General features: G+C 45.6%; 16 protein-coding genes. 9 read left to right on the top strand and 7 right to left on the bottom strand.

From position 1 onward, the window contains the following. Nucleotides 1–2 precede the first annotated feature (2 nt). From KW844_RS16245 to KW844_RS16230, 4 genes are all read left to right on the top strand, one after another. Nucleotides 3–815, top strand: coding sequence for a UDP-2,3-diacylglucosamine diphosphatase (locus KW844_RS16245; RefSeq protein WP_218377842.1), 813 nt, complete (start codon nucleotides 3–5; stop codon nucleotides 813–815). 147 nt (nucleotides 816–962) lie between these two features. Beyond that, nucleotides 963–1361 carry a hypothetical protein gene (locus tag KW844_RS16240; RefSeq protein WP_218377841.1) on the top strand — a complete coding sequence of 133 codons (399 nt, stop codon included), beginning with the start codon at nucleotides 963–965 and terminating at the stop codon, nucleotides 1359–1361. 267 nt (nucleotides 1362–1628) lie between these two features. Further along, a complete protein-coding gene (locus KW844_RS16235) occupies nucleotides 1629–4436 on the top strand; it encodes a TonB-dependent receptor (RefSeq protein ID WP_218377840.1) in 2808 nt (935 codons plus the stop codon). Nucleotides 4437–4453: 17 nt separating this feature from the next. Next, nucleotides 4454–5836 carry a hypothetical protein gene (locus tag KW844_RS16230; RefSeq protein WP_218377839.1) on the top strand — a complete coding sequence of 461 codons (1383 nt, stop codon included), beginning with the start codon at nucleotides 4454–4456 and terminating at the stop codon, nucleotides 5834–5836. Nucleotides 5837–5929: 93 nt separating this feature from the next. Here KW844_RS16230 and KW844_RS16225 read toward each other — a convergent pair whose 3' ends face one another. Continuing rightward, nucleotides 5930–6205, bottom strand: coding sequence for a YHS domain-containing protein (locus KW844_RS16225; RefSeq protein WP_218377838.1), 276 nt, complete (start codon nucleotides 6203–6205; stop codon nucleotides 5930–5932). A 118-nt stretch (nucleotides 6206–6323) separates the two neighbouring features. Next, a complete protein-coding gene (locus KW844_RS16220) occupies nucleotides 6324–8381 on the bottom strand; it encodes a M13 family metallopeptidase (RefSeq protein ID WP_218377837.1) in 2058 nt (685 codons plus the stop codon). A 207-nt stretch (nucleotides 8382–8588) separates the two neighbouring features. Between KW844_RS16220 and KW844_RS16215 the strand changes: the two genes are divergently transcribed. From KW844_RS16215 to KW844_RS16205, 3 genes are read left to right on the top strand one after another with little or no spacing between them, the layout of a single operon-like run. Next, nucleotides 8589–9071 carry a hypothetical protein gene (locus KW844_RS16215; RefSeq protein ID WP_218377836.1) on the top strand — a complete coding sequence of 161 codons (483 nt, stop codon included), beginning with the start codon at nucleotides 8589–8591 and terminating at the stop codon, nucleotides 9069–9071. A gap of 17 nt (nucleotides 9072–9088) precedes the next feature. Further along, on the top strand, nucleotides 9089–9523 hold the full coding sequence (locus tag KW844_RS16210) for a group III truncated hemoglobin (RefSeq protein ID WP_218377835.1): 435 nt from the start codon (nucleotides 9089–9091) through the stop codon (nucleotides 9521–9523). Between the two features lie 3 nt (nucleotides 9524–9526). Beyond that, nucleotides 9527–10783: a replication-associated recombination protein A gene (locus tag KW844_RS16205; RefSeq protein WP_218377834.1), complete on the top strand. Its 1257-nt coding sequence runs from the start codon at nucleotides 9527–9529 to the stop codon at nucleotides 10781–10783. Between the two features lie 86 nt (nucleotides 10784–10869). Here the strand turns inward: KW844_RS16205 and pbpC are convergent, their stop codons facing one another. Beyond that, nucleotides 10870–13269 carry a penicillin-binding protein 1C gene (pbpC, locus tag KW844_RS16200; RefSeq protein ID WP_218377833.1) on the bottom strand — a complete coding sequence of 800 codons (2400 nt, stop codon included), beginning with the start codon at nucleotides 13267–13269 and terminating at the stop codon, nucleotides 10870–10872. A gap of 147 nt (nucleotides 13270–13416) precedes the next feature. Between pbpC and KW844_RS16195 the strand changes: the two genes are divergently transcribed. Next, nucleotides 13417–14484, top strand: coding sequence for a YhcG family protein (locus tag KW844_RS16195; protein WP_218377832.1), 1068 nt, complete (start codon nucleotides 13417–13419; stop codon nucleotides 14482–14484). A 198-nt stretch (nucleotides 14485–14682) separates the two neighbouring features. Here the strand turns inward: KW844_RS16195 and bglX are convergent, their stop codons facing one another. The 4 genes from bglX to KW844_RS16175 all read right to left on the bottom strand — a co-directional run bounded on the left by bglX (nucleotide 14683) and on the right by KW844_RS16175 (nucleotide 20200). Then, the gene (gene bglX / locus KW844_RS16190) at nucleotides 14683–16962 is read right to left on the bottom strand and encodes a beta-glucosidase BglX (protein WP_218377831.1); all 2280 of its coding nucleotides are present in this window, start codon (nucleotides 16960–16962) and stop codon (nucleotides 14683–14685) included. A gap of 24 nt (nucleotides 16963–16986) precedes the next feature. Beyond that, entirely contained in the window at nucleotides 16987–18432 is a 1446-nt protein-coding gene (locus KW844_RS16185; protein ID WP_218377830.1) for an endonuclease/exonuclease/phosphatase family protein, read from the bottom strand. A gap of 77 nt (nucleotides 18433–18509) precedes the next feature. After that, entirely contained in the window at nucleotides 18510–19574 is a 1065-nt protein-coding gene (locus KW844_RS16180) for a FecR family protein (RefSeq protein WP_218377829.1), read from the bottom strand. An 83-nt stretch (nucleotides 19575–19657) separates the two neighbouring features. Continuing rightward, nucleotides 19658–20200, bottom strand: a complete 543-nt coding sequence (locus KW844_RS16175) for an RNA polymerase sigma factor (RefSeq protein WP_218377828.1) — start codon at nucleotides 20198–20200, stop codon at nucleotides 19658–19660. A 359-nt stretch (nucleotides 20201–20559) separates the two neighbouring features. On the opposite strand from KW844_RS16175, the gene KW844_RS16170 reads away from it, so the two are divergent. Continuing rightward, nucleotides 20560–23931 (top strand): SusC/RagA family TonB-linked outer membrane protein, encoded by a 3372-nt coding sequence (locus tag KW844_RS16170; RefSeq protein WP_218377827.1) that lies wholly within the window; start codon nucleotides 20560–20562, stop codon nucleotides 23929–23931.

Genomic DNA, 23931 nt, shown 5'->3' with positions numbered 1-23931 from the left:
GAATGTCAGACAAGCGTCCTTTAGATATAGCCGTTATCTCAGATGTACACCTCGGCATCTTCGGCTGCCACGCCAAAGAGCTCATACAATACCTGGACAGCATCGATCCAAAGATATTGGTGCTCAACGGGGATATTATCGATATCTGGCAGTTCAGCAAACGATACTTCCCGAAGTCCCATACCAAGGTTATCCGCCGTATCCTCAAAATGATCGGTAAAGGTACCCAGGTGGTATACCTCACCGGCAACCATGACGAAGCCATGCGCAAATACTCCGGCTTTGAACTCAGCAACTTCAAAATCGACGATAAGCTGATAATCGACATCGACGGCAAAAAGCACTGGTTCTTCCATGGCGACGTGTACGACGTTACCATGAAAAACTCAAAATGGCTGGCCAAACTGGGAGGAAAGGGCTATGATCTCCTGATCATCCTGAACCGCCTCGTTAATAATGCCCTCGAAAAATTTGGCAAAGAGAAGATGTCCTTCTCCAAAAAAGTAAAACAAGGGGTAAAACAAGCCGTGAAATTTATATCAGACTTTGAACAAACCGTAGCAGAAATTGCCGCCGATAAAAATATTGACGTTGTTTGCTGCGGCCACATCCACCAGCCACTCATTAAAGAAATGCAGGTGGGTAATAAAACCGTTACCTATCTCAACTCCGGTGACTGGGTAGAAAGCCTGACCTCACTCGAATATGCCAACCAGCAATGGACCCTCTACCATCATCCTGTTTCCAAAACCCGCGTCGTTATCCCGGAAGACGAAGATGACCTGCCGTTGGTGTTCCCTTCCAATGCCTTTTAATTTTTTACACATTTTATTAAAAAATCATAAGTTTCACATAAACATAACAGGTACTTAATATTAAATTAAAAGTAGGGTCCTACTTTTGCCAGTAAATAAACAAGTATCCGTATTGGACCTTTTGGAACAGAAAGATCATACATCAAGATGAAAGTACTGAAGTTACATCCACTCATGACAATTTCCCTCCTGCAAATGCAAATGCAACGTTTGCTGTCTTGTAACGTAGCAGTATATATGCGTCATTCTCTTGCAAATGCGTTTGATACCCTTAAAGAAGCCGGCTTCGATGATGAAAACCTGGTGGAATTTCCTATTGATGAAACATTGAGCCTCCGCGAGTTTGAAGAAGAAGTAGAAGAACGGTTCAACTTCACCCTGGAATTGTGCAACAAAGACAATAAACCTTTTACGAATAAAAGCCAGCACCTGTTTCAGATCTCCTCTTCCCAACCTAAAAAAGAAGAGAAAAATTACCAGCTGGATATTTCGCTGGATATGCTGATGAATAACAGACAGTTTCCCTCCCAGAATATTTCCTATTAAATAAATCATTTTTACTTTCGATCGTGTGCCTTTGGCACGCGATCGAAAGTAAAGAGGGGGCACGGCCGCAGGCTGTGCCCCTTTAATTTTTGGATGAAAGAAATTTTCGTATGCCCGATGCAGTTAGTACGATTTAATATTAGCATAACCATCCGTTAATACTGTGTTAATATCTACCGGATACTTTTGTATCAGAAATTAGAATGCGATTAGCACCAGATTAAAATCAACGTTCTGTATACATAGCTTATAAAAATTACATCATCCGTGCAACGAATTTATTCTGTACCGTTTTTCACACTGATAGTTGTATGTTTCCTTTCACTATCAGCCTTTGCCACAGGACCGGGAAAAGTTACCGGAAAAGTTACCGATAAAAAAACCGGTGAAGCCATTCCAGGTGTTACCATTATAGTGCAAGGCACTGCCCAGGGTACTGTTACCGACGTAGAAGGCCGCTATGCGCTTACTGTTACTACCGGTACCTATACCATCGACTTCAAATACATGGGCTATCAAACGAAGTCCATCAGCGAAGTTGCCGTGAAGGAAAACCGCGCTGCAAGTCTCGATGTAATATTGGAAATTGCTGCCTCCAAAGATCTGAAAGAAGTAGTCATCAAAGGCTCCTATAAACAGGAAACCATCAACGCGCTCTATGCAGCACAAAAGAATAGTGCCGTAGTATCTGATGGTATCTCTGCTGACCTCATTCGTAAATCACCTGATAAAAATACCGGTGAAGTACTCAAACGTGTGAGTGGTACCAGTATACAGGATAATAAATTTGTAGTAGTAAGGGGGTTAAGTGAGAGATATAATACTACACTGATGAATAATGCAGTGATGCCGAGCACCGAACCGGATAAGAAAGCATTCTCCTTTGATATCATCCCTTCTAACCTGATTGATAATATCACCATCTTTAAAACGGCTTCTCCTGACCTGCCAGCTGACTTTGCCGGCGGAGCAGTGAAGGTATCTACCAAAGACTTTCCTGATCAGGCTTTCCTGGATGTACAGCTGAGCACTGGATACAATACCCAAACTACATTTAAGGATTTTTATACCACTCCTCCTAAAGGAAAAACAGACTGGTTAGGATTTGACGATGGTTCAAGAAAATTGCCGGATGCATATAAAAATGCCTCAAAAGGAAATTACAGCCTGCTCCCGGATGCGGATAAAATTGCCATCGCCAAACAATTCCCTAACAGCTACAGTAGCGGTGAACTGCAAGGAAAGAGCCGTCCTCCTTTTGGAGTGCAGCTGGCCAATGGTAACAGCTGGCATACAAAAGGCAATAACCGTTTCGGCTATATCTTCTCCCTGAACTATAGCAACAGCCTGCGCCGCGTATACCGCGAGCGTAGCGAGCAAAACGTAACTGAACACCTCTTTGATTATAAAGATTATTCCTATACCCAAGCCAATAACCTGGGTGCTGTACTGAACCTCGCTTACAATTTTGGCAATAACAAAATTGCATTCAAGAACTTCTTCAACAACGACTTCAATAACGTATTCACCAATCGTACCGGATTGCTGTATGATAACAATGCCGGTCAGCCTCGTATCAGCTACAACGCTGAAATGACGCAGAACAGCCTGTACAATTCCACCGTAGAAGGTACGCATGTACTGGGTAACAGAAAATGGAATGTGGACTGGAATATCGCTTATGGCCGTGCCGCAAGAAATCAGCCTGACCAGCGTATCCTCTCTTTCAAAAAATATGACGGAGATGATTTCTACACCTTAACCCTGTCAAACGAAAACAACCCTAACATCCGCGAGGCAGGCCGTGTATATACCAAACTGACAGAAAATATTTACAGTGCTAATCTGAATATCGCGCTGCCATTTGAAATGTTTGGACAGTCCCAGAAATTTAAATTTGGTGGTACCAAAGTTTACAGAAGCCGCGATTTCTCTGCGGTAGCGCTGGGTTATGCTTCCGCTGTATCCAACACTAATATTCCGCTGGATAAAGGCCTGACTGTTGATCAGATTTTCACCAATGAAAACATCGACAAATACAAGATCCTGCTGGCGAAAATTGACCTGAATAATAAAGACTATAAAGGTACCGGCGACCTTACCGGCGGCTACCTGATGCTGGATAATAAAATTGCTGAAGCGCTGCGACTGGTATGGGGTGCAAGAGTGGAGTCGTATACACAGGAACTGACCACCATTGGCGAGCCAAAGCAGCATTATAACAATGTGGATGTATTGCCTTCATTGAATGCTACCTATGCACTGAATGAACAATCCAATCTCCGCTTTTCCTATTCACAAACAGTGAACCGTCCGGAGTTCCGTGAGCTGGCTACTTTCCGCTACTACGACTTCGATAACGAATACCTGATTGAAGGTAACAAGAACCTGAAGCGCAGTCTCGCCAACAACGTGGATCTGCGATGGGAAATGTTTCCCGGCGCCGGCGAAATACTTTCTGCATCTGTGTTCTACAAACATTTCAAAAATCCGATCGAACAAACCAACGACGGCAACAGCATCTTATCCTACAATAATGCGCCAAGCGCTACTGATATTGGTGCAGAACTGGAGTTCCGCAAGCGTTTAAACTTTATTTCTTCTTCTTCCATATTTGATAACCTCGTATTCTATGCGAATGCGGCCTACATTAATTCCAATGTTGACCTGCCAGCCGGCAGCGCCGATAAGAAAACACCGTTACAGGGGCAATCACCTTACCTGATCAATGGCGGATTGACTTATGCACCGGCAGACAATGACTTCTCCCTAAACCTCCTGTATAACAGAATTGGCCAGCGCCTCCGGTTCAGAGGAACTGCTGACGGGCTGGATACCTACGAGCGTCCGAGAGATATCATTGACTTCCAGATCAGCAAAAAAGTATTTCATAAAGCGGGTGAATTCAGGTTAAATATCAGCGACATTCTGGCGCAGCCGATTGCATGGTATTACAAGTTCCCGGGCAGTGATAAAACTGCTTACCAGGCAGGACACGATTACATCGTGAACTCCGTGAAACCGGGCACCACCTTCACCCTTTCATTCAGATATAATTTTCTTTCAAAAAAATAATTAAATCTGCACACAACATGAACAAGAATTATGTACTGGCACTGATGGCCGCTGCATCACTCGCTGCCTGCAGTAAGAATGATGACAACAACACCACGCCACCGCCAACAACACCTACTGACACGGTAATGGTTAGAAATACTATCGCTGCTAACACTACCTGGTCTAAAAACAAAGTATATGTACTCCGTGGATATGTATACGTAGATGCTCCTGCAAAACTGACGATCGAAGCTGGTACTAAAATTATTTCTTACCGTGACTCTGCTGGTGTTTTGTTAGTGTACAAAGGCGCAAAAATTGACGCGAACGGTACTACTGATAACCCTATCGTATTCACTTCCGGTCATAAAGATGCCAAGCCTGGTGACCTGGGTGGTGTAATCCTGGTGGGTAATGCCACCGGTAACGGTAACCACTCTAAACTGGAAGGTGGTGTGGATGCTGCACACAACCAGTTTGGGGGTACGGATGATGCGGATAACTCTGGTAGCCTGACTTACGCCCGTATCGAATACGGTGGTAAAGCAGTAGCGCCAAATGATGAGATCAATGGTCTGACACTGTATGGTGTTGGTAATGGTACTACCCTTCATCACCTGCAGATCCTGAACGGTCTGGATGATGCTATCGAAATTTTTGGTGGTACAGCCAACCTGAAATACATTATCGCTTACAACAACGCTGATGATGATTTCGATTTTGATGATGGTTACAGAGGTAAAATCCAGTACGCGGTTTCCATCAAGCAACCATCTTTCACGGATGCTAAAACCAGCGGCGATGTTTCTAACAACTTCGAAGTAGACAATACCAATCCTAATACCAAGCCGGTTACATCTACTCCTATCACCAATCCAATCCTGTCTAACTTCACAGCTATCGGCCCTGGTGTTGGTACTAACGTTAGTAAAGATTATGGTTACGGTATGCGTTGGAGAAGAGGTTCTAAATTCACTTTGGGTAACTCTATCGTAGCTAACTCTTACCTGGCTGCACTGCGCATTGATGATCAGGAAGGTATTGCTTTCTACACTGCCGGCGACAGTAAATTTGTAAACTCTCTGCTGCAGGGTGCTGGTGCTGATACGATCTCCCTGTTTGCAGCTGGTGCTTTAGTAAACAACGCTGGTATCACTGCGCTGGTTACAGGTCGCGATGCTTCTACCATTTTTGCTGCCAGCAAACTGGCTGATCTGAAACTGACAGATCCAACCAATAATGCAAATCCAAACCTGGTTCCTCAAACTGGTTCTCCTGCTGCTTCAGGTGCTAAATTTGATGGTACTCTGAATGATACATTCTTTGATAAGGTAGCTTACCGTGGTGCGGTTGATCCTGCGAACGACTGGACTAAAGCGAAGTGGGTTTCCTGGAACAGAATTGTAGTTACTCAGTAATAAACTTTTTAGCTTAAACGTTGATTTTATAAGCTGTATTTACAATTTAATCCCCCGTCCCGGTTTTCCGGGACGGGTTTTTTATTTAGTGGATTATTTGCCGAGTTTGGCCATGTATTTATCCGGTGCTTTCAGGAAAACTTCTTTGCAGGTGGAAGAGCAGAAGTGCAGGGTATCGGTTTTATAAACGGTCCATTCCTGGTAGCTGGTGTCGTAAGGCATTTCGCATACCGGATCTGGCAGTTTATCGCTTACTGCTGCAGTGGTGGTGGCGGGTTCAGTGGCTGCTGTGGTAGTGGTTTCCGCTGGTTTTGACTGCTGCGCACATGACATAATAAACAGGGCAGCTGCTACGAGTACATATTTCATTTTCGTTCTATTTTCTATCGAAGTTACGGAGTATTAAAAAAAATGGAGAATCACGGGAGATATTAGGGCCCATGATTCTCCAATTGCTATTTCCCGGAACGGGAGTAGTGAGTTGTTATTACCAGATTACCACACGTTTTGCAGCAGGCAATACCATTTTGCTGGAATCGGTACAAGCCCATGCCTGCTGGAATTCAACCAGGTGAGGCAGCGGACCGTTGATACGCCATCTTGCAGGAGAGTGAGGATCTGTTTGTACCTGGTTGCGCAGGGCAGCGTCGGTGATGTTACCGTGCCATACCTGTGCCCATCCGAGGAAGAAGCGTTGCTGCCAGGTGTAGCCATCGATAGGTTTAGGTTGTTCTTTACCTTCGAAGGATTTTTCCAGTGCATGGTAAGCAAGGGTCAGACCACCCAGATCCGCGATGTTTTCACCGATGGTGAGTCCGCCGTTGATATTGAAGCCAGGCAGTACCTGGATGCTGCTGAAGTAGTCGATATAGCTTTTGGCCAGTTTATCGAAGTTGGTACGGTCAGAAGCAGTCCACCAGTTTTTCAGGTTACCCTCTGCGTCGAACTGAGAACCCTGGTCGTCGAAACCGTGGGTGAACTCATGACCGATTACAGCGATGATACCACCGTAGTTGATGGCATCGTCAGCATTGGCATTGTAGAATGGCGGCTGGAGGATACCTGCAGGGAACACCACTTCGTTATTCAGTGGGTTATAGTAGGCATTCACTGTTTGAGGTGTCATCCCCCATTCAGATTTATCCACCGGCTTACCGATTTTAGCTACGGCTTCTTTATGCTGGTAGTTCATGGCGCTGATAGCGTTTTCTACCAGTTTATCTTTTTCAACTACGATAGTGGAATAGTCTTTCCATTTATCAGGGTAGCCGATTTTGTAGGTAAATGAAGCCAGTTTTTTGTGTGCCATTGCTTTGGTAGAATCGCTCATCCAGGTGAGTTTGTCGATTCTTTCGCCATACACTTTGCGCACGTTTTCGATCATTTCGGAAACTTTCTTCTTGGAGCTTTCAGGGAAGTATTTAGCTGCAAACAGTTTTCCCAGTGGCATGCCCAGCGTACCATCGGTAGAGCGGATAGCACGCTCCGGACGCGTTTTTTGCGCTTTTTTACCGGTTAATACGGTGCCAAAGAAGTGGAAGTTTTCGGTATCGAAATCTTTAGGCAGGTAGCCCGCAAAACGGGTCAGCAGTTGCCATTTGGTATAAGTTTTCAGTACGTCCAGCGGGGTCGCTTTCAGCAGTTTGTTAGCGTTGGTGAGGTAGCCTTTGTTCTGGATAACGAGGGTATCGGTTTTGATATCCTGTTTGCTGGTAAAGCCGTCCCAATCGAAATCAGGCGCCAGGGCTTTCAGTTCGCCGAAGGCTGCACGGTTGTAGGTTGCAACAGGGTCGCGCAGTTCTACGTTGGAGAGCTGTACTTTAGCCAGTTTAGTTTCGAAGTCCAGGATAGTTTTTCCTGGGGTAGCCTCTTTGAAGCCGGCCAGGGAGAACATTTTGTTTACGTGTGCTTCAAATTCAGCGCGTACGTTTTTGGTGGCGGAGTCTTGTCTCTCGTAGTAGCTTTTTTCACCCAGCGACAAACCGTCCTGACCCTGGTACAGCACATTCATTTTGCTGTCTTTAGCATCTGCCTCTACGTAGAAGCCGGTAAAGGTGGAAACACCGATTTTACCCAGCTCACCGTTAACAGCGGACCATTCAGCAAGGGATTTGATGCCGTCAATTTTGTCGAGGTAAGGTTGTAAAGGGGAGATACCGCGTTTTTCGATGGTAGCGGTGTCGAGGTAGGAGGTGTAATAGTCAGCGATCTGCTGCTCTTCTGTACCTTTTTTGAGGTCAGTTTTGGCACTGATTTCGGCGATGATGCCTTTAAGGCGAACTTCCTTGTTTTCTTTGTCAAGGATGTTGAATGCGCCCCAGCGGCTTTCTGTAGAAGGAACAGGGTTGTTTTTCTTCCAGTTGCCGTTTACGAAGTTGTCGAAATCGTCACAGGCTTTAACGGTGCTGTCGATATCAGCGAGGTTGAAGGCGGGTACCTTAGTTGTGTCGGTCCCGGTGGATTGCGTGGAACTGCCGGAGTTACAAGCTGCAAATGTCACCATTGCAGCGAGTAACGGTAGCTTTACCGCATTAGTTTTACTCATATTATAATCAGGTTTTACTTAAAGTTATAGAAAAGGTACCAAGTATCACAATTGGTATTACATGAGTGGCAAACTTCGGGAAAAGTGCCAGAAATACCTAAAAGCCGGAAATTTCTGATTATTTAGGTAGGTTTGTAGCTTATAAAAGGTACTTGAATGACATTTAAGTTTAGATTATACAGGATTCTGACGTCGATTTGCTTGTTTATGTCCAGTTTTACGACGCTAATGGGAATTATTGGATTGATCAGCAGTGGTTTAAACCCACAGATTTTCATCAATGTAGCCTTTTTGAGCGTGTTTTTTGTGCATAGCCTGCTGTCACTGTATCTCCAGCGGAGCCTGCTGATACCTCAGATTCCACTGAAAGAAAGTACCCCGGGTGGCATTCGCATTACTGGCGGCATCATCATTTTTTTCACCGCACTGTCCATCATCAGTGGGCTGATTATGCTGGCAAATGCAGATGTTTTGCTGGAGCCATTGCGTGAGCGGCTGGCGGCAGAAAATCCAGAAGCATTTAAAGAGATGAATGTGAGTGTGTTGCGACTGATGGGAGCCATTCTGATCATTTTCCCGGCCTTGTACCTGATCAATGCTATCCTGAGCTTCGGCTTCCTGAAAAAATGGAAACAACAGCAACAGGAACTGGAAGATAGTCGCCCGGAAGATGATAACCTGCTATTATAAATATTTATCGTACTACTATGGAAAAGCATGACATAAAAACAAGAGCAGATATAGAGTTGATGGTGAGGTCGTTTTATGACAAGGCTACCAAAGATGACCTGATAGGTTATATTTTCAATGACGTGATGAAGGTGGACTGGCCAAAGCATCTCCCGGTAATGTATGATTTCTGGGATAGCTTGCTGTTGGAAGGTGCCTATCGTGGTAACGCCATGCAGCCGCATTTTGCCATTAATAAGCTGGTGCCGCTGGAAACACCTCTGTTCCAGCGCTGGCTGCAGATTTTTGAATCCACTGTAAAAGAGTTGTTTGCCGGCGAAACTGCTGACCTGGCCATAACCCGGGCCCGCTCTATCAGTGAGATCATGAATTTTAAGATGAATAGTATTAATCATCCTGAACAACAGAAAGAGAATATTCCGCTCGTTAACCCGGGCAATCAAAACGGATAGCGTATGCAACCATTAGCTGAGCGACTCAGGCCCGCCACCCTCGATGAGCTGGTGGGACAGGAACACCTGACCGGAAAAGACAGTATTTTAAGAAAAGCAATAGAGCAGGGGCGCATTCCTTCCATGATCCTTTGGGGACCTCCGGGAGTGGGTAAAACCACTATCGCCAATATCATTGCACATACCCTCAACGTGCCTTTTTATACGCTGAGTGCTATATCAGCGGGCGTAAAAGAAGTGCGGGAGGTGATTGAAATTGCGCGCAGGCAATCGCACGCAGTTTTGTTTATAGATGAAATTCATCGTTTTAATAAATCCCAGCAGGATGCATTGCTGGGCGCGGTAGAAAAGGGAATTATCACGCTGATAGGCGCTACCACAGAGAATCCTAGCTTTGAAGTGAATGCAGCGGTGTTGTCACGCAGTCAGGTATATGTGCTCAAACCACTTGGGCCCGAGCAGTTGATGCAGTTGCTCCTTCAGGCTATGGAGAGAGATAAATGGCTGCAGTCGAAAAATATCGAGTTAAAGGAAACGACCGCATTGTTTAACATCTCCGGGGGAGATGCCCGGAAGCTCCTTAACCTGTTTGAGCTGGTGGCAGGTACCATCCAGACCGATCCGGTTGTGATCACTGATAAAGCCGTAATGGAAATAGCGCAGCAGCGGGTGGCCATTTATGATAAAAGCGGTGAACAACACTATGACATTATATCTGCCTTTATAAAATCCATCCGCGGCAGTGATCCTAATGCAGCTGTATACTACCTGGCCCGCATGATCGATGGTGGTGAGGATGTGAAATTTATAGCGCGGCGACTGGTGATTCTGGCTTCGGAAGATATCGGGAATGCCAATCCCAATGCCTTATTGCTGGCCACCAACTGTTTCCAGGCAGTAACGATGATCGGCTATCCGGAGTCAAGAATTATTTTATCGCAGTGTGTGACTTACCTGGCTTCTTCGGCAAAGAGCAATGCCTCCTATATGGCCATCAATGCAGCGCAGTCCATGGTGGCTAAAACCGGTGATCTGCCGGTGCCTATGCATATCAGGAACGCCCCTACGAAAATGATGAAGGAGATGGGGTATAGCAAAGGTTATGCTTATGCACATGACTATGAAAATAACTTTGCAACGCAGGAGTTTTTACCTGAAGCAATTGCCGGTACTAAGTTCTACGATCCTGGGAAAAATGCCAGGGAAGATGAACTGAGGAGATATTTGAAGCAGTTGTGGAAGGATAAGTATAATTACTGATTAAGTTTTTTGTTTAAGTGGCTCGGGACCTTCGGTCCCGAGCCACTTTTTTTGAGGCAATCGCAGACGGCCTCAAAAAAGCCATGCTATTTCTCCCGCTCCTTATCCAGGATGGTAAACTCGCACGAAATCCTTTCTCCATTTTCATCTACCAACGTAATCGTATGCTTGCCGGCTTGCGGGCGCAGTGCCATCTGGTGAAAGTCAGTTGTGGTGCCGATGAAATCATTATCCAGGCTCCAGAAAATTTTAGCGGCCGTATTCCTGTGTGTGGCAGTGAATATGGTTTGCCCTGGATTGCCATCGATTTCTACGGGCACGAATATACGCGTATTGGGCCGTGGGTAAATCAGCTCCATGGGGGCTTTGTCCAGCCCTAAAGACGCGAGGCAATCCGGTTTATAAGGTGGCAGTGGCTCATAGTAATTTTTGCTGCGGTAGTAGTATTCCTGTGAAGGGGGCAATACGAACCAGGGTTTGTGTTGCATATACTGGGGAGATTCACAGGCTTCTGTTACACGAAATTGCCCGTTACGGTCGAGGTGAATCAGTTGGTGATATGGGCATACGCCGGACCTGATGCCGGCTGCCGGCACCCAGATGGAATCTTTTTCTTCACAGATCTCGCTGGCTCTGAGGCCACTTTTGCGGCATACCTCTACTTTTTTCATTTGTTCGTAGGGAGGTGTAAACCAGGTGTTGGCGGGTAGCAGGCGGAAGATGTCGAATAGTATGGGAGCTGCGGTGGATACGCCGATGAGTCCGGGTCGGCCTTCACCATCCGCGTTACCTACCCATACGCCCACCACGTATTGGGGCGTTACACCTATGGCCCATCCGTCTCTGAAACCGAAGCTGGTACCTGTTTTCCAGGCTATGCGCTGGGAAGAGGAAAACTGTTGCCATAGTAGTTCCTCACCGGGGCGCATGACTTCCGTCATGGCTTCGAAGGTCCACCAGATGCTGGCGGCGTCTAATGGTGCGCTGTTGCTCAGGCCATGCAGGGATGGCTGTTCTGCATTATGGATATAGTTGGGTGAGTGGATATCGTCCGCATCGTATTTCCCTTTGTATTGATCGAGGTGCAGCAGCATGCGGGCCATACTGGCGTACATGCCACCCATTTCCCAGAGGGTGGTTTCGCCACCTCCGAGGATCATGGAGAGGCCGTAGTGATCGGCGGGTTTGTTGAGGGTGGTGATGCCCATTTGTTTGAGCAGCACGTGAAAGCGTTCGTAGCGGTAGGTTTGCAGCATCCGTACGGCGGGTATGTTTAAGGAACGTGCCAGGGCGCGTGATGCCGGCACTGCACCGTCGTAACCAAGGTCGAAGTTTTGCGGAGAGTAGCCGGCAATTTGTGTGGGTACATCCGGGATGAGAGTGTTGGGTAGTATCATCCCATCGTGCAGCATGGCGGCGTAGAGGATGGGCTTCAGGGTACTGCCGGGGCTGCGCCTGGCCTGGATAATGTCGACATGACTTTCCAGTTCCGGATCAGCGGTGTTGTAAACGTTGCCTACATAAGCGAGTGCGTTACCGGTTTCCACATCCAGCACCAGTGCGGCAGCGTTGTTGATGCCGTTGGCTTTGTAGCTCTGGTGATAGCGTGTAACGATGTCCGTTACGTTTTTTTGCAGTGCTGCGTCGAGGGTGCTTTTAATGCGTGTAGGGCTTTCCGTTAGCTGCTTTTTGTAATCGCTCCGGAATTTGTCCAGCAGGTGCGGTGTAAACTGTGGAAGCTGTAAAGGCTGGTCCGGTAAGGGTTCCAGCTGTGCCAGTTCGTAAGTGGATTGATCGATTGTTTTGTTAGTGTATAGTTTGTGCAGTAGTTGATTTCGTTTAGTCATCAACGTTTGTCTGTTTCTGCCGGGGTGTACTAATGCCGGGCTGTTAGGTAGTACTGCCAGTGCTGCCATTTCTCCCCACGAAAGCTGGTTGGCATTCCTGCCATAATATCTCCAGGCAGCTGCTTCGAGACCGACTACGTTACCGCCGAAAGGTGCGTTGGCGGCATACAAGGCGAGTATTTTATTTTTTGATGCGCCGAATTCGAGTCTGGTAGCCAGTATGGCCTCGATGCATTTTTGCCAGAGTGTACGCGGCTTGTTTCGGGCGATGCGTATTACCTGCATGGTAAGCGTACTACCACCGCTCACTACTTTATGGCCGCTGATATTCTGTTTGATGGCGCGCGCCATGGCGAGTGGGTCTACACCCCAGTGGTAACGGAAACGTTTATCTTCATAGGCAATAATACATTTGCGGAATTTTTCCGGCACCGCTTCCTGGTATGGAAACCGCCACTGGCCATCCTTTGCGATGGTAGCGCTGAGCAGGTCGCCATTACTATCTTCCAAAACAAAAGAAGTAGGATTGTTAAACAGATTTTTGGGCAGGCAAAAATAATAGGCAATCAGGAGTACGCTGATGGCGGATAGCCACCACTTTTTGCGCAGGCACCATTGTTTGAATTGGAGTCGGGTCATCAGGCTGCAATGATAGGATAAAAGTTTGATCTGTTCATTATCATCATCCCCCGAATGAAGAATGAACAAAAGGAACGGACGGAATTTCACAGGTTCTTGATAGCTTGCGATGTTGTTTTTAACCAATCATTTCTAAAACCATATCTTATGACTGAAGCACAATTCGGCGAATTAGTCAAACACATCAAGCACTCCCATAATGAAGTTATCCGAAGTGTAAATGTTAACCTCATTAATCTTTATTGGCAGGTGGGTGAGTATATCCACAATAAGATGAAGACAGCCATTTGGGGTAAAAAAACTGTTAAGGAATTGGCGGTTTTCATTGCAGCAAAACATCCGGAACTACATGGGTTTTCTGAAAGAGGCTTATATCGTATGTATCAATTTTACAAAACTTATTACCAGGAGATTAGTGATTATAAGTTAAGTAATAAATTAATAAGTACTGATATTCAATACGATATAATTGTGTCATCGCCAATGACACAATTTACGGATATTCGTAATACGATGTTGGTGAAAGTAACATGGACCCACCATCTGGTACTTATGGGACTAAAGTATCCGGATGAACGAAAATTTTATCTGGAACTTTGTATCAAAGAGAACTACACTGTAAAAGAACTGGAACGCCAGCATAAAGCATCCCTATTCGAACGCTACAAAGTTGGTCAGTATACTATTCCGGATACAGTAAAAAATCACCATGCAGATACCAGCAGTGCCTTTAAAGATAGTTATGTTTTTGAGTTTCTTAATCTTCCGGAATCATTCAAAGAAAGGGATTTGCAGGCTGCATTGAATGAACGCATCAAGGCCTTTGTATTGGAGCTCGGGAAGGACTTTATTTTTATGGAAGAGAATTACCGGGTACAGGTTGGTAATGTAGATTTCTTCATTGACCTGCTGTTTTATCACCGCAAGCTCCACTGCATGGTCGCATTTGAGCTTAAGACCGGTGAGTTCAAACCGGAATATTTAAAGAAGCTAAGTTTTTACCTGGAAGCACTTGACAGAGATGTAAAGTATGACGAGGAAAAACCCAGCGTAGGTGTACTGCTTTGTCAGGAAAAAAATTCTCAGATAGTGGAATACTCCATTAACCGGGAATTATCACCGATACTTATCGCAGAGTACCAGACGTTTTTACCAAATAAAGAAATGTTGAGGAGGAAATTTACAGAGTTGTTTCAGAATGAAAAGACAGAGTGATAATGATGATTTATAAATATTAATTTAATTTATATTAATTGAAAATCAATACTTTTAAATTGTCTCATCGCCGATGACACAATTTAAAAGTATTTTTTATGTATATGAAATGGGGAACATTTCATTCACCCCAAAAATAAAAAAGCTGCCACATTTCGTGGCAGCTTCTGGTTTGACTGACTATGGTATAAATCGTACTTACTTCAAGCTAAAGCCCGTCTCTTTCACATCCCTGCTATTTCCACCAATAAAGAGTTTGAACTCACCTGGTTCAGCAGCATATTTCAATTCGTTGTTATAAAATTTCAGGTCGTTTTCGGTAATAGTAAAAGTTACCTGTCTGGACTCGCCCGCCTTGAGTGCAATACGCTGAAAGCCTTTCAGCTCCTTCACCGGCCTGGTGATACTTGCTACCATGTCACGGGTATACAACTGCACGATTTCAACGCCATCCTGTTTACCAGTATTCGTTACCGTTACAGTAGCTTTTATATTTCCACCTTTTGTAAACGTGTTGGAAGATAAAGTGATATCGCTGTAGCCAAACGTCGTATAGCTAAGACCGTAGCCAAAAGGATACAGTGCCTCGTTGGACACATCCAGGTAGTTGGAGCGGAATTTAGTAAACCATTTATCGTTGCCGGCGAGCGGACGTCCGGTAGGTTTTTGTGCGTAGTAAAGAGGTACCTGACCTATGTTTTGTGGAAAGCTGGTGGTGAGTTTACCGGAAGGAGTTACCGCGCCAAACAGCACATCTGCAATGGCAGCACCACCTTCACAACCACCAAACCATACGTTCAGGATGGCAGGCACATGTTCATTTTCCCAGCCCAGCGTCATCGGACGACCAGCAAAAAGCACCAGTACTACCGGTTTACCGGTGGCTACCAATGCAGCGAGCAATTCTTTCTGCGTATCGGGAATACCAATGTCTGTTCTGCTGGCGCTCTCACCACTCATTTCGGATGATTCACCCAGTGCTGCCACGATAATATCAGATTTCGCTGCTGCCTCCAATGCTTCTTTTCTCAGTTCAGCAGCGCTGCGGCCATCTCTGTGCAGGGAACGGCCAAACATAGTACTGTTGATTTCCAGCATGGAATCAGCAGTAAGGTTGGAACCTTTTGCATAATTGATGGTCACCTGGCTACCAACTTCTTTCTGCAGCGCTTCGCGGAGTGAAGCATGCTTCGTGATTTCCGCGGATACAGACCAGGTGCCGGTCATGTTTTCCCTGGAATCAGCCAGTGGCCCGATCAATGCAATGGAACCCTGTTTTTTCAGCGGCAGCAGCTGTTGCTGGTTGCGCAGCAATACAAATGATTCCGTGGCCGCTTTGCGTGCTTCCAGGCGATTTTGAGCGGTGTAGATATCACCGGCACGGTCGCCTTTGGAATTACGGTAAGGGTCAGCAAACAGGCCTAATTTGTATTTGGCTTCCAGTATACGGCGACAAGCAGTATTGATCGTATTGATATCTATTTTACCTTCCTTCAGCGATTTGGCAATGGTGCCGGTAAAACCTTCTCCCACCATATCCATATCTGTACCTGCTTTCAACGCCAGTGCAGCTACCTGTTGCAGATCACCCAGCCCATGTGCAATCATCTCATTAATGGCGGTGTAATCCGTTACCACAAAGCCTTTGAAGCCCCATTGCTTACGGAGCACGTCGGTCATCAGCCATTTGTTGGCGGTAGCCGGAATGCCATCCACATCATTAAAAGAAGTCATGACGGTGGCAGCACCTGCATCCACAGCGGCTTTATATGGAGGGAAGTAGTCATTGTACATGCGTACATGACTCATATCGGTAGTATTGTAATCCCTGCCGGCTTCTGAAGCACCGTACAATGCAAAGTGTTTTACGCAGGCGAGGATATTGCTGTTTTCAGAAAAGTTATTACCCTGATAACCTTTTACCATGGCGGCTGCTATTTTAGAACCCAGGTAAGGATCTTCGCCGGAACCTTCTGCAATTCTTCCCCAGCGGGCATCGCGGGCGATGTCCACCATGGGGGAAAATGTCCAGTTGATACCATCAGCACTGGCTTCAATGGCTGCAATGCGTGCGCTTCTTTCAATCATATCCATATCCCAGGAGCAGGATAATGCCAGCGGAATAGGGAAAGTAGTTTTGTATCCATGTACTACATCCAGGCCAAACAGCAATGGAATTTTCATGCGGGACTGCTCCATGGCAATCTGCTGTGTTCTGCGAATATCTTCCACCTTGGTCATGTTGAGCATAGCGCCCACCTGACCGGCTTTAATCTTGGATTCCACGCCGGTACTTACGGCAGAACCAGTCACCACTTCACCGGAAGTGAGCAGGTTCAGCTGTCCGATCTTTTCTTCCAGCGTCATTTTTTTCATCAGCGCATCCACAAATGTGTTCATTTGCTGCTGATTTTGTGCAAAAGCTGTGTGGCAGAACAGACTGAAAGCCAGCAGCAGCGGTAATCTTGAGTGTCTCATGTCAGAATCGTGTGGAAAATGTGATTAAAAACGAATGGTGCAAACTACCGGGAAATGGTCTGAAGGAAAACGCAGATCCCGTGAATCGGTCAGTACTGCATAGTCCAGTACCTCGATATTATTATTAACAAAGATAAAGTCGATTCGGCCTTCTTTGACCACATTTATCCAATTATGATATTTAAAATCCTGGAAAGTGCTGTCCGGTCCGTATGGTTTGGTTTTAGCAACCAGCCTGGCATCGTTGAATTGTTTCGCCATGGTGCCATATGCGCTGGTGGCCGGGCTTGAATTAAAATCACCTGTGATGATCACCGGTGTGGACGGGTCCGACAGCTGATGAATTTTTTCGAGGATCATTTTTGCGGAGTTCTCCCTTGCCTGCACGCCTTCGTTATCAAAGTGTGTATTGAAGAAATAGAAGGTTTTACCGGTCGTTTTTTCCGACAGCTGTGCCCAGGTGCAAATGCGGATATAAGCGGCATCCCAGCCTTTGGAAGGCACATCAGGGGTTGGCGACAGCCAGAAGTTACCGGATTTTACGAGCTCGTATTTTTCTTTATTATAAAATATGGCCGAGAACTCACCGCCTTCCTTGCCATCATTTCTCCCCACACCTACATGTTCATATGCTGGCATAGCCTCCAGGTCGTGCATCTGATCAATGAGGGCTTCCTGCACACCAAACACATCGAAGTGATGGTACTGGATCAGGTCGCGCACCATATCCTTACGGTGAGGCCAGGCGTTGGCGCTATCATAGGCAATATTGAGGCGGAGGTTGAAGGTGGCCGCTTTCATGGTAACCAGCTGCTGGTCTACCAGGTGAGGTGCCAGTGCTTTCTGCCAGATGCGGTAGCCGATGGGCTTCATGTGCAGCTGATCCGCTTTAAAGAGTTCCGCTTTGATGGTGCCATTGGTATTCAGCATTTTGCTGAATACATCTACAAATGAAGTGTTAGGCTGTTTGGCGAGGAATTGCTGAATCGCTTTGTTGGTTTTCACCATTTCCGGCAACAGGTGCGCCCTGCTGGGACTAGGTTTTATGGAGATGTAGGTGACAGGGGTGTTTGGCATCCGCTGTCTGATCATTGTGTACAAGGTTTGGAAGCGCTTCAGCGCTGCTGTTGCCTTTACGGTATCAGATGCCAGGTCATTCTCTCCGCAATAAATAACTATTTGCTTGGGTTTATAAGCAAAGATGACATCGTTGGCATAGTGGATCACATCCAGCAGATTAGAGCCGCCAAAGCCACGATTAATGATATGATGGCCAGGGAAGTAATTATTGACATCCTGCCAGTAGGTAAAGGAAGAACTGCCGATAAACAGTATTTCGTTTCCGGTGGGGGCATCAATGGAGTCCTGGTGTTTGAACGCCTGAATATCAGCAGCGTAAGGATACTGCTGTTGCGCATAGGTACTGCTGAAAAAGCAGAGGCATAGTACTGCAACCAAAATTTTTCTCATGGAACGTCGATTAATAGCTTCACTTTGATGTATAGTGTTACAAAGCTACCATCTTACCCCATTTGGGAGAAAAAAAATTACCTGGAGCGCAGCACGATCGTATTAGTATCACGCTTAATAACTTCTGTATTAAGAACGGTAGAAAGTACGAACAGCGCGTCATCCAGGGAAGATATGAGGATGGGGCCGTTTACAGTTCTGTTGCTCAGCGCTGTATTCTCCATAATTATCTTCTTGCCAAAATTATCTTCCAGGTAAAGGAGGATGTCGTTTACTTTTGGGTCCTGCAGTATGAGCTTTTGCTCTTTCCAGGCGGAGAATTTTTCGGGGGAAGTACCAGCGGTGATGAATTTTTTTTCTACGTCGTTATAGGCTACGAGCTGGCCGGGTTCCATAACAATATCGGGTGCTTTGCCGCTGCTGAAGTGCAATCTGATTTTGCCACTCTGTAGTACTACTTCCGTTTTGCGCCGCCGCTGGCGAATGTCGAAAACGGTGCCCAGTACGGTAACGGTGAGATCTTTGGTATGTACCAGGAACTTTTCACCTGCCTTTATATGATTAGTATCTTTATTAATATGACTAACATTAAACAACGCTTCCCCTTCCAGCCATACTTCCCTGTCGTTACCGCTCTTCCAGTTTTTATGATAGGTGATTTTGGAATTAGCGTTGAGGTCTACCTGTGAGCCATCCGGCAGGGTCACTTTCCTCATTTCTCCGTAGCCGGTACTGGCAATCAATTGCTCGTTATTTTGTTTCAGGACCAGGTAAGCACCTGTAATAAGTACGATGCCTGCCAGCACAGCAGCGGCTTTGAACAGTATACTCCGGGAAAGGATGCGTACTTTGGCAGCCGGCGCAGGTTGCGACAGATTGGCCTGTATAGCCTGGAAATGCTTTTCCCAGGAGGCCTCCACTTCCTCATCCGTGGGTGTGTGGGTAGCAAACGTAATGCCTTTTAAGTACCGGCGGGCATTTTCAATAGCTTCCTTATGTTGGGGAACGGCGCTGATCACCGCCTGCCAGTAGTGGTCGTTATCTGCTGACGGCGTGTACACCCATTCCTGGAAATAGGAATCCGTAAGAAAATCGCTTTCCTTATAGTGATTATATTTATGTGCAATGGATTCTCTTTTCATTCTATTTAATATAGTATCCGGTGCTGTTGTTTTTACCCCAAACTATTTTATAAATTTTCTTCAAATTGTATAAACAGCAAATATTAGAATAATAACATAAAGAACATAACCTTTTCTTTAAGGGCTAACAAGCTCCTGGCCATAATCTTATATGTAGCTTTTACCGAGATATTGAGAATAGATGCCACTTCTTTGTATGAAAGATTTTCATAAAACTTGAGGAAGATCGCTTCCAGCTGGCGGCCCGTCAACGTTTTTATTGCTTTTTGTAATTTAACTTGCATCTCCTCGTTGAGTTCATGACTAACGATGACATGCTCAATGGAGAATTCATGTTCTTCCTCTGCAGACTGATTTAATACAATTTTATCGTGCTGCCTGATTTTTTTAATGAGAACGTACCGGAATGATGAGTAGAGATAAAAATTGGGTGATTCTACATGTGATAATTTCTCACGCCTGTTCCACAAATCCAGGAATACCTCCTGAATACTGTCTTCTATAAGATGCGTGTTATTGGTAAACTTCCTGCCGTAGTTGTAAAACCGCTTGTAATATTCTTTGTACAATCCGGAGTAGGCTTCAATATCGCCATTCTTTATATGTTGAAAAACCGGATTGTCCATTGTTTAGGTCAGAGATTGGAATGTTGTGTCTTACAAAATTATTGAAAAAGGAAACGATAATACCAGTTTTTGAGACTTTAGAACCACCATATTATGTTAAGTAATTGTTATCGGTAACGCTGATGTATAGCAGTCGTCATGCATATGAGAAAAATAAAAATAGATATAATGAGTTTAGTATTTTGATTGTCAATATGTTATGGGAGATGTTATGGTAGCCATAGCAGAAGGTACTTTTTAGTGCTCCATTCCACCGAAAAAAAATTAAATCCACCGTGGGGTAATTTTTTCCGTTCCTGGCACTAACAGCTTAAAAGGAACAAATTCCACTTTAACTAACGAAAAAAAATTCGCCAACTATGACGCTGCGCTATTTTAAGCGGTTGCTTGTCGTACTATTGCTGGCTGCAACCAGCCAGGTGTATGCACAGAAAGCTGTCCCTGTAATTGATGCCTTGAAAGCTATTACCCGCGAGTTCAAAGCAGATTTTGTGTATGATCCGCAGGTAGTTAAGAAAAAGACAACCACCTACAATGTTTCCAACTTCACCGGAAAGTCGCTGGAAGATGTATTGAAAGGAGTGCTCTACCCTAATGACCTCGTATTCCTTTACGTAAAGCCTAACTACTACACCATTGTAGAAAAGGATCGCGTAGGCGAATACCAGGCCCCCGCAAAAAAATTAAATGAAGACAACCTCCAGGCTACTACCCAGGCTAATCAGAAGGTGAAAGTAAGCGGTATCGTTACCGATGCTAACGGTCGCCTCTTCAGCGTAATGGTAGTAGAAAAAGGTACCTCCAACGGTACCATGACCAAAGAAGACGGGAGTTACACCCTCACCGTTTCAGGTCCTAATGCTGTCCTGGCTTATTCTATCATTGGCTATACCGCCAAAGAAGAAGTGGTAGGCAGCCGTACCGCCATTGATGTGCAACTGGCTGAATCTACCAAACAATTGGGAGAAGTAGTAGTTACCGCACTCGGTGTTAAACGCGACGAGAAAGCACTCGGTTACGCCGTGCAGTCTGTAAAAGGTTCCAACATGCAGACCGTAAAAGGCGTGGACGTAGGTACTTCCCTCACTGGTCAGGTTTCCGGCCTGACGGTTAAAAACTCTACAGAATTTAACGGTGCACCTAAACTCGAAATGCGTGGTGAAACCCCACTGCTGGTTATCGACGGTGTACCTTATGGTAATATGACCCTGCGCGATATCCCTACGGACGATATCGAAAGCATCAACATGCTGAAAGGTCCTACCGCCGCAGCTTTGTACGGTTCCCGTGGTGCTGCCGGTGCGGTGATGATCACTACCAAACGTGGTAAGGAAGATCGTCTCACCATCGACGTGAACAGCAACACCATGTTCAACCTCGGCTACCTCGCCATCCCAGAAGTGCAAACTTCTTATGGTCATGGTCTGGATGGTAAAATCGCAACCGACTATGTATGGGGACCTAAACTGGACATCGGCCAAACTGCTATTCAGTGGAACCCGATCACCAAACAGAATGAGGATATGCCACTGGTATCCAGCGGTAAAGACAACCTGAAGAATTTTATGCAAACAGGTCTGATCACCAATAACAGCGTTAGCGTTACCAAAGGTGGACAGAACGGTTTCTTCAGAGCTGGTGTAAACCATATCTATAATAAAGGACAGTTCCCTAACCAGAAACTGAACATCCTTAACTATACCATGAGCGGCGAACTGAAAGCTGGTGATAAATTCACCCTGGAAAGCCACATGGGATACACCCGCACCACCGCTCCGCAACTTTGGGGCAGCTCTTATGACCAACAAGGTTATATCTACCAGATCCTGATGTGGACTGGTCCGGACTACGATATCCGTCAGTATAAAGACTACTGGGTTAAACCAAATGTGCAACAAAACTGGTTGTACAACGCCTGGTATGATAATCCATATCTGATCGCGTATGAAAAAACAAGAAGTACAGAGCAAAATAAACTGAACGCCAGCCTGGTAATGAACTACAACTTTACCAAAGACCTGAAGCTGATGTTTAGAAACGGTTACGACTACTATAAAAATGAAGACGTAGTACAAAACCCTGCTGGCATCAATTCCACCAGAGGTATGACTATCGGCAATTCCTTCCCTTTTGACTTTAGCGGTAAAGGGCTTTATGGCCAGAACCAGTCATGGGGTAATAGTATTAACTCCGACCTGCTTTTGACCTACAACAAGCAAATTGGTAAATGGAATATCGACGCGTTGGGTGGTGGATCTCTTTTCTACTATAACCAAAGAGAGCAGGGTGCAAAAACCAGAAACGGTTTAGCTGTACCAGGCTGGTATTCTCTGGCTAACGCGGTGCCTTCTACTACTGCCGGTGTGGATGGTATCATTAACACTTACGGTACCTGGGCACGTCAAACCAACTCTGTGTATGGTAAAGCTACCCTTTCCTGGAACAGCGCTGTATTCCTTGATGTTACCGGAAGAAATGACTGGAGTTCCACACAGGCTTCTGATGCAAGATCTTACTTCTACCCTTCTGTGGCTACCAGTGTGCTGATGTCTGAGTTCATCAAAATGCCGGAATGGATTGATATGTGGAAAGTGAGAGGTTCCTGGACTATGACCAAAACTCCGCTGGATGTATATGCCAATAATCTGGCTTATACCATCAATAACAGCTGGGGTACTACCAGTGCCACCACGCCGGATAACCTGGCCGGAAGCAACCTCCTGCCAACTACCACACGCACCTGGGAATTTGGTGCCGCTGCTTATCTGTTCCAGAAACGCCTGCACGTAGATATTGCTTACTTCACTAAGCTGTACTACAATAACCAGATTAAACAAACCCTTGCACCTTCTTCTGGTTATGCCACTACGCTGATCAACACCGACGAAACATTTGCCCGTCGTGGTGTGGAAATCACCTTGGATGGTACCGTGATGAAGCAGGGTAAGTTCCAGTGGAATTCCATGGTGAACTTCTCTACACAACACAGATATTATGTAGACATCGATCCTGTATATTCTGCTAAAAACCTTTGGACTAAATCCGGTGGTCGTTATGATGTATATGCAAGAACTGGTCAGGCGCTGAGAGATCCGCAGGGTAACCTGATCCACCAGGGTGGCCAGGTACAGTTTAATCCTTATACACAGCAGTTTGGTTACACTGATCCTGACTTTGTATTTGGCTTTATCAACAACTTCACTTACGGTAACTGGAACCTCGGTATCTCTATCGATGGTCGTATCGGTGGCGTATTGTACGATTACATCTATGCTAAAATGTTCGATACAGGTGCTAACCCTGAAACCGATAACCAATGGCGTTATGACGAGGTGGTTAAAGGTTTGAAAAACTATGTGGGTAATGGTGTGAAAGTCGTGAGCGGAGAAGTTACCTACGATAATTTTGGTCAGATCAAAACTGATACCCGTAAGTATGCACCGAATGATGTACCGGTTAGCTATCAGGCATATATGCGCAGATTTGGTAACTCCAGCGAAACAGGCGTAATGAGCAAGAGCTTTGTAAAGGTTCGTGAAATCTCATTAGGCTACAAGTTCCCGCAGGCATGGTTCGGTAAATCCGGTATCAAAAACGCTTCTGTGGCTGTAACCGGTCAAAACCTGTTCCTGTTTACCAAATTCAAATACTCCGATCCGGATGTTGATTCTGAAGATATGAACGCGCCTGCTCAACGTATGGTGGGTGTTAACATTAAGGTTGGATTCTAA

Source organism: Chitinophaga sp. sic0106 (genome assembly GCF_019219075.1).
Lineage (GTDB): Bacteria > Bacteroidota > Bacteroidia > Chitinophagales > Chitinophagaceae > Chitinophaga.
This window is presented reverse-complemented; position numbering and strand designations above follow the sequence as displayed.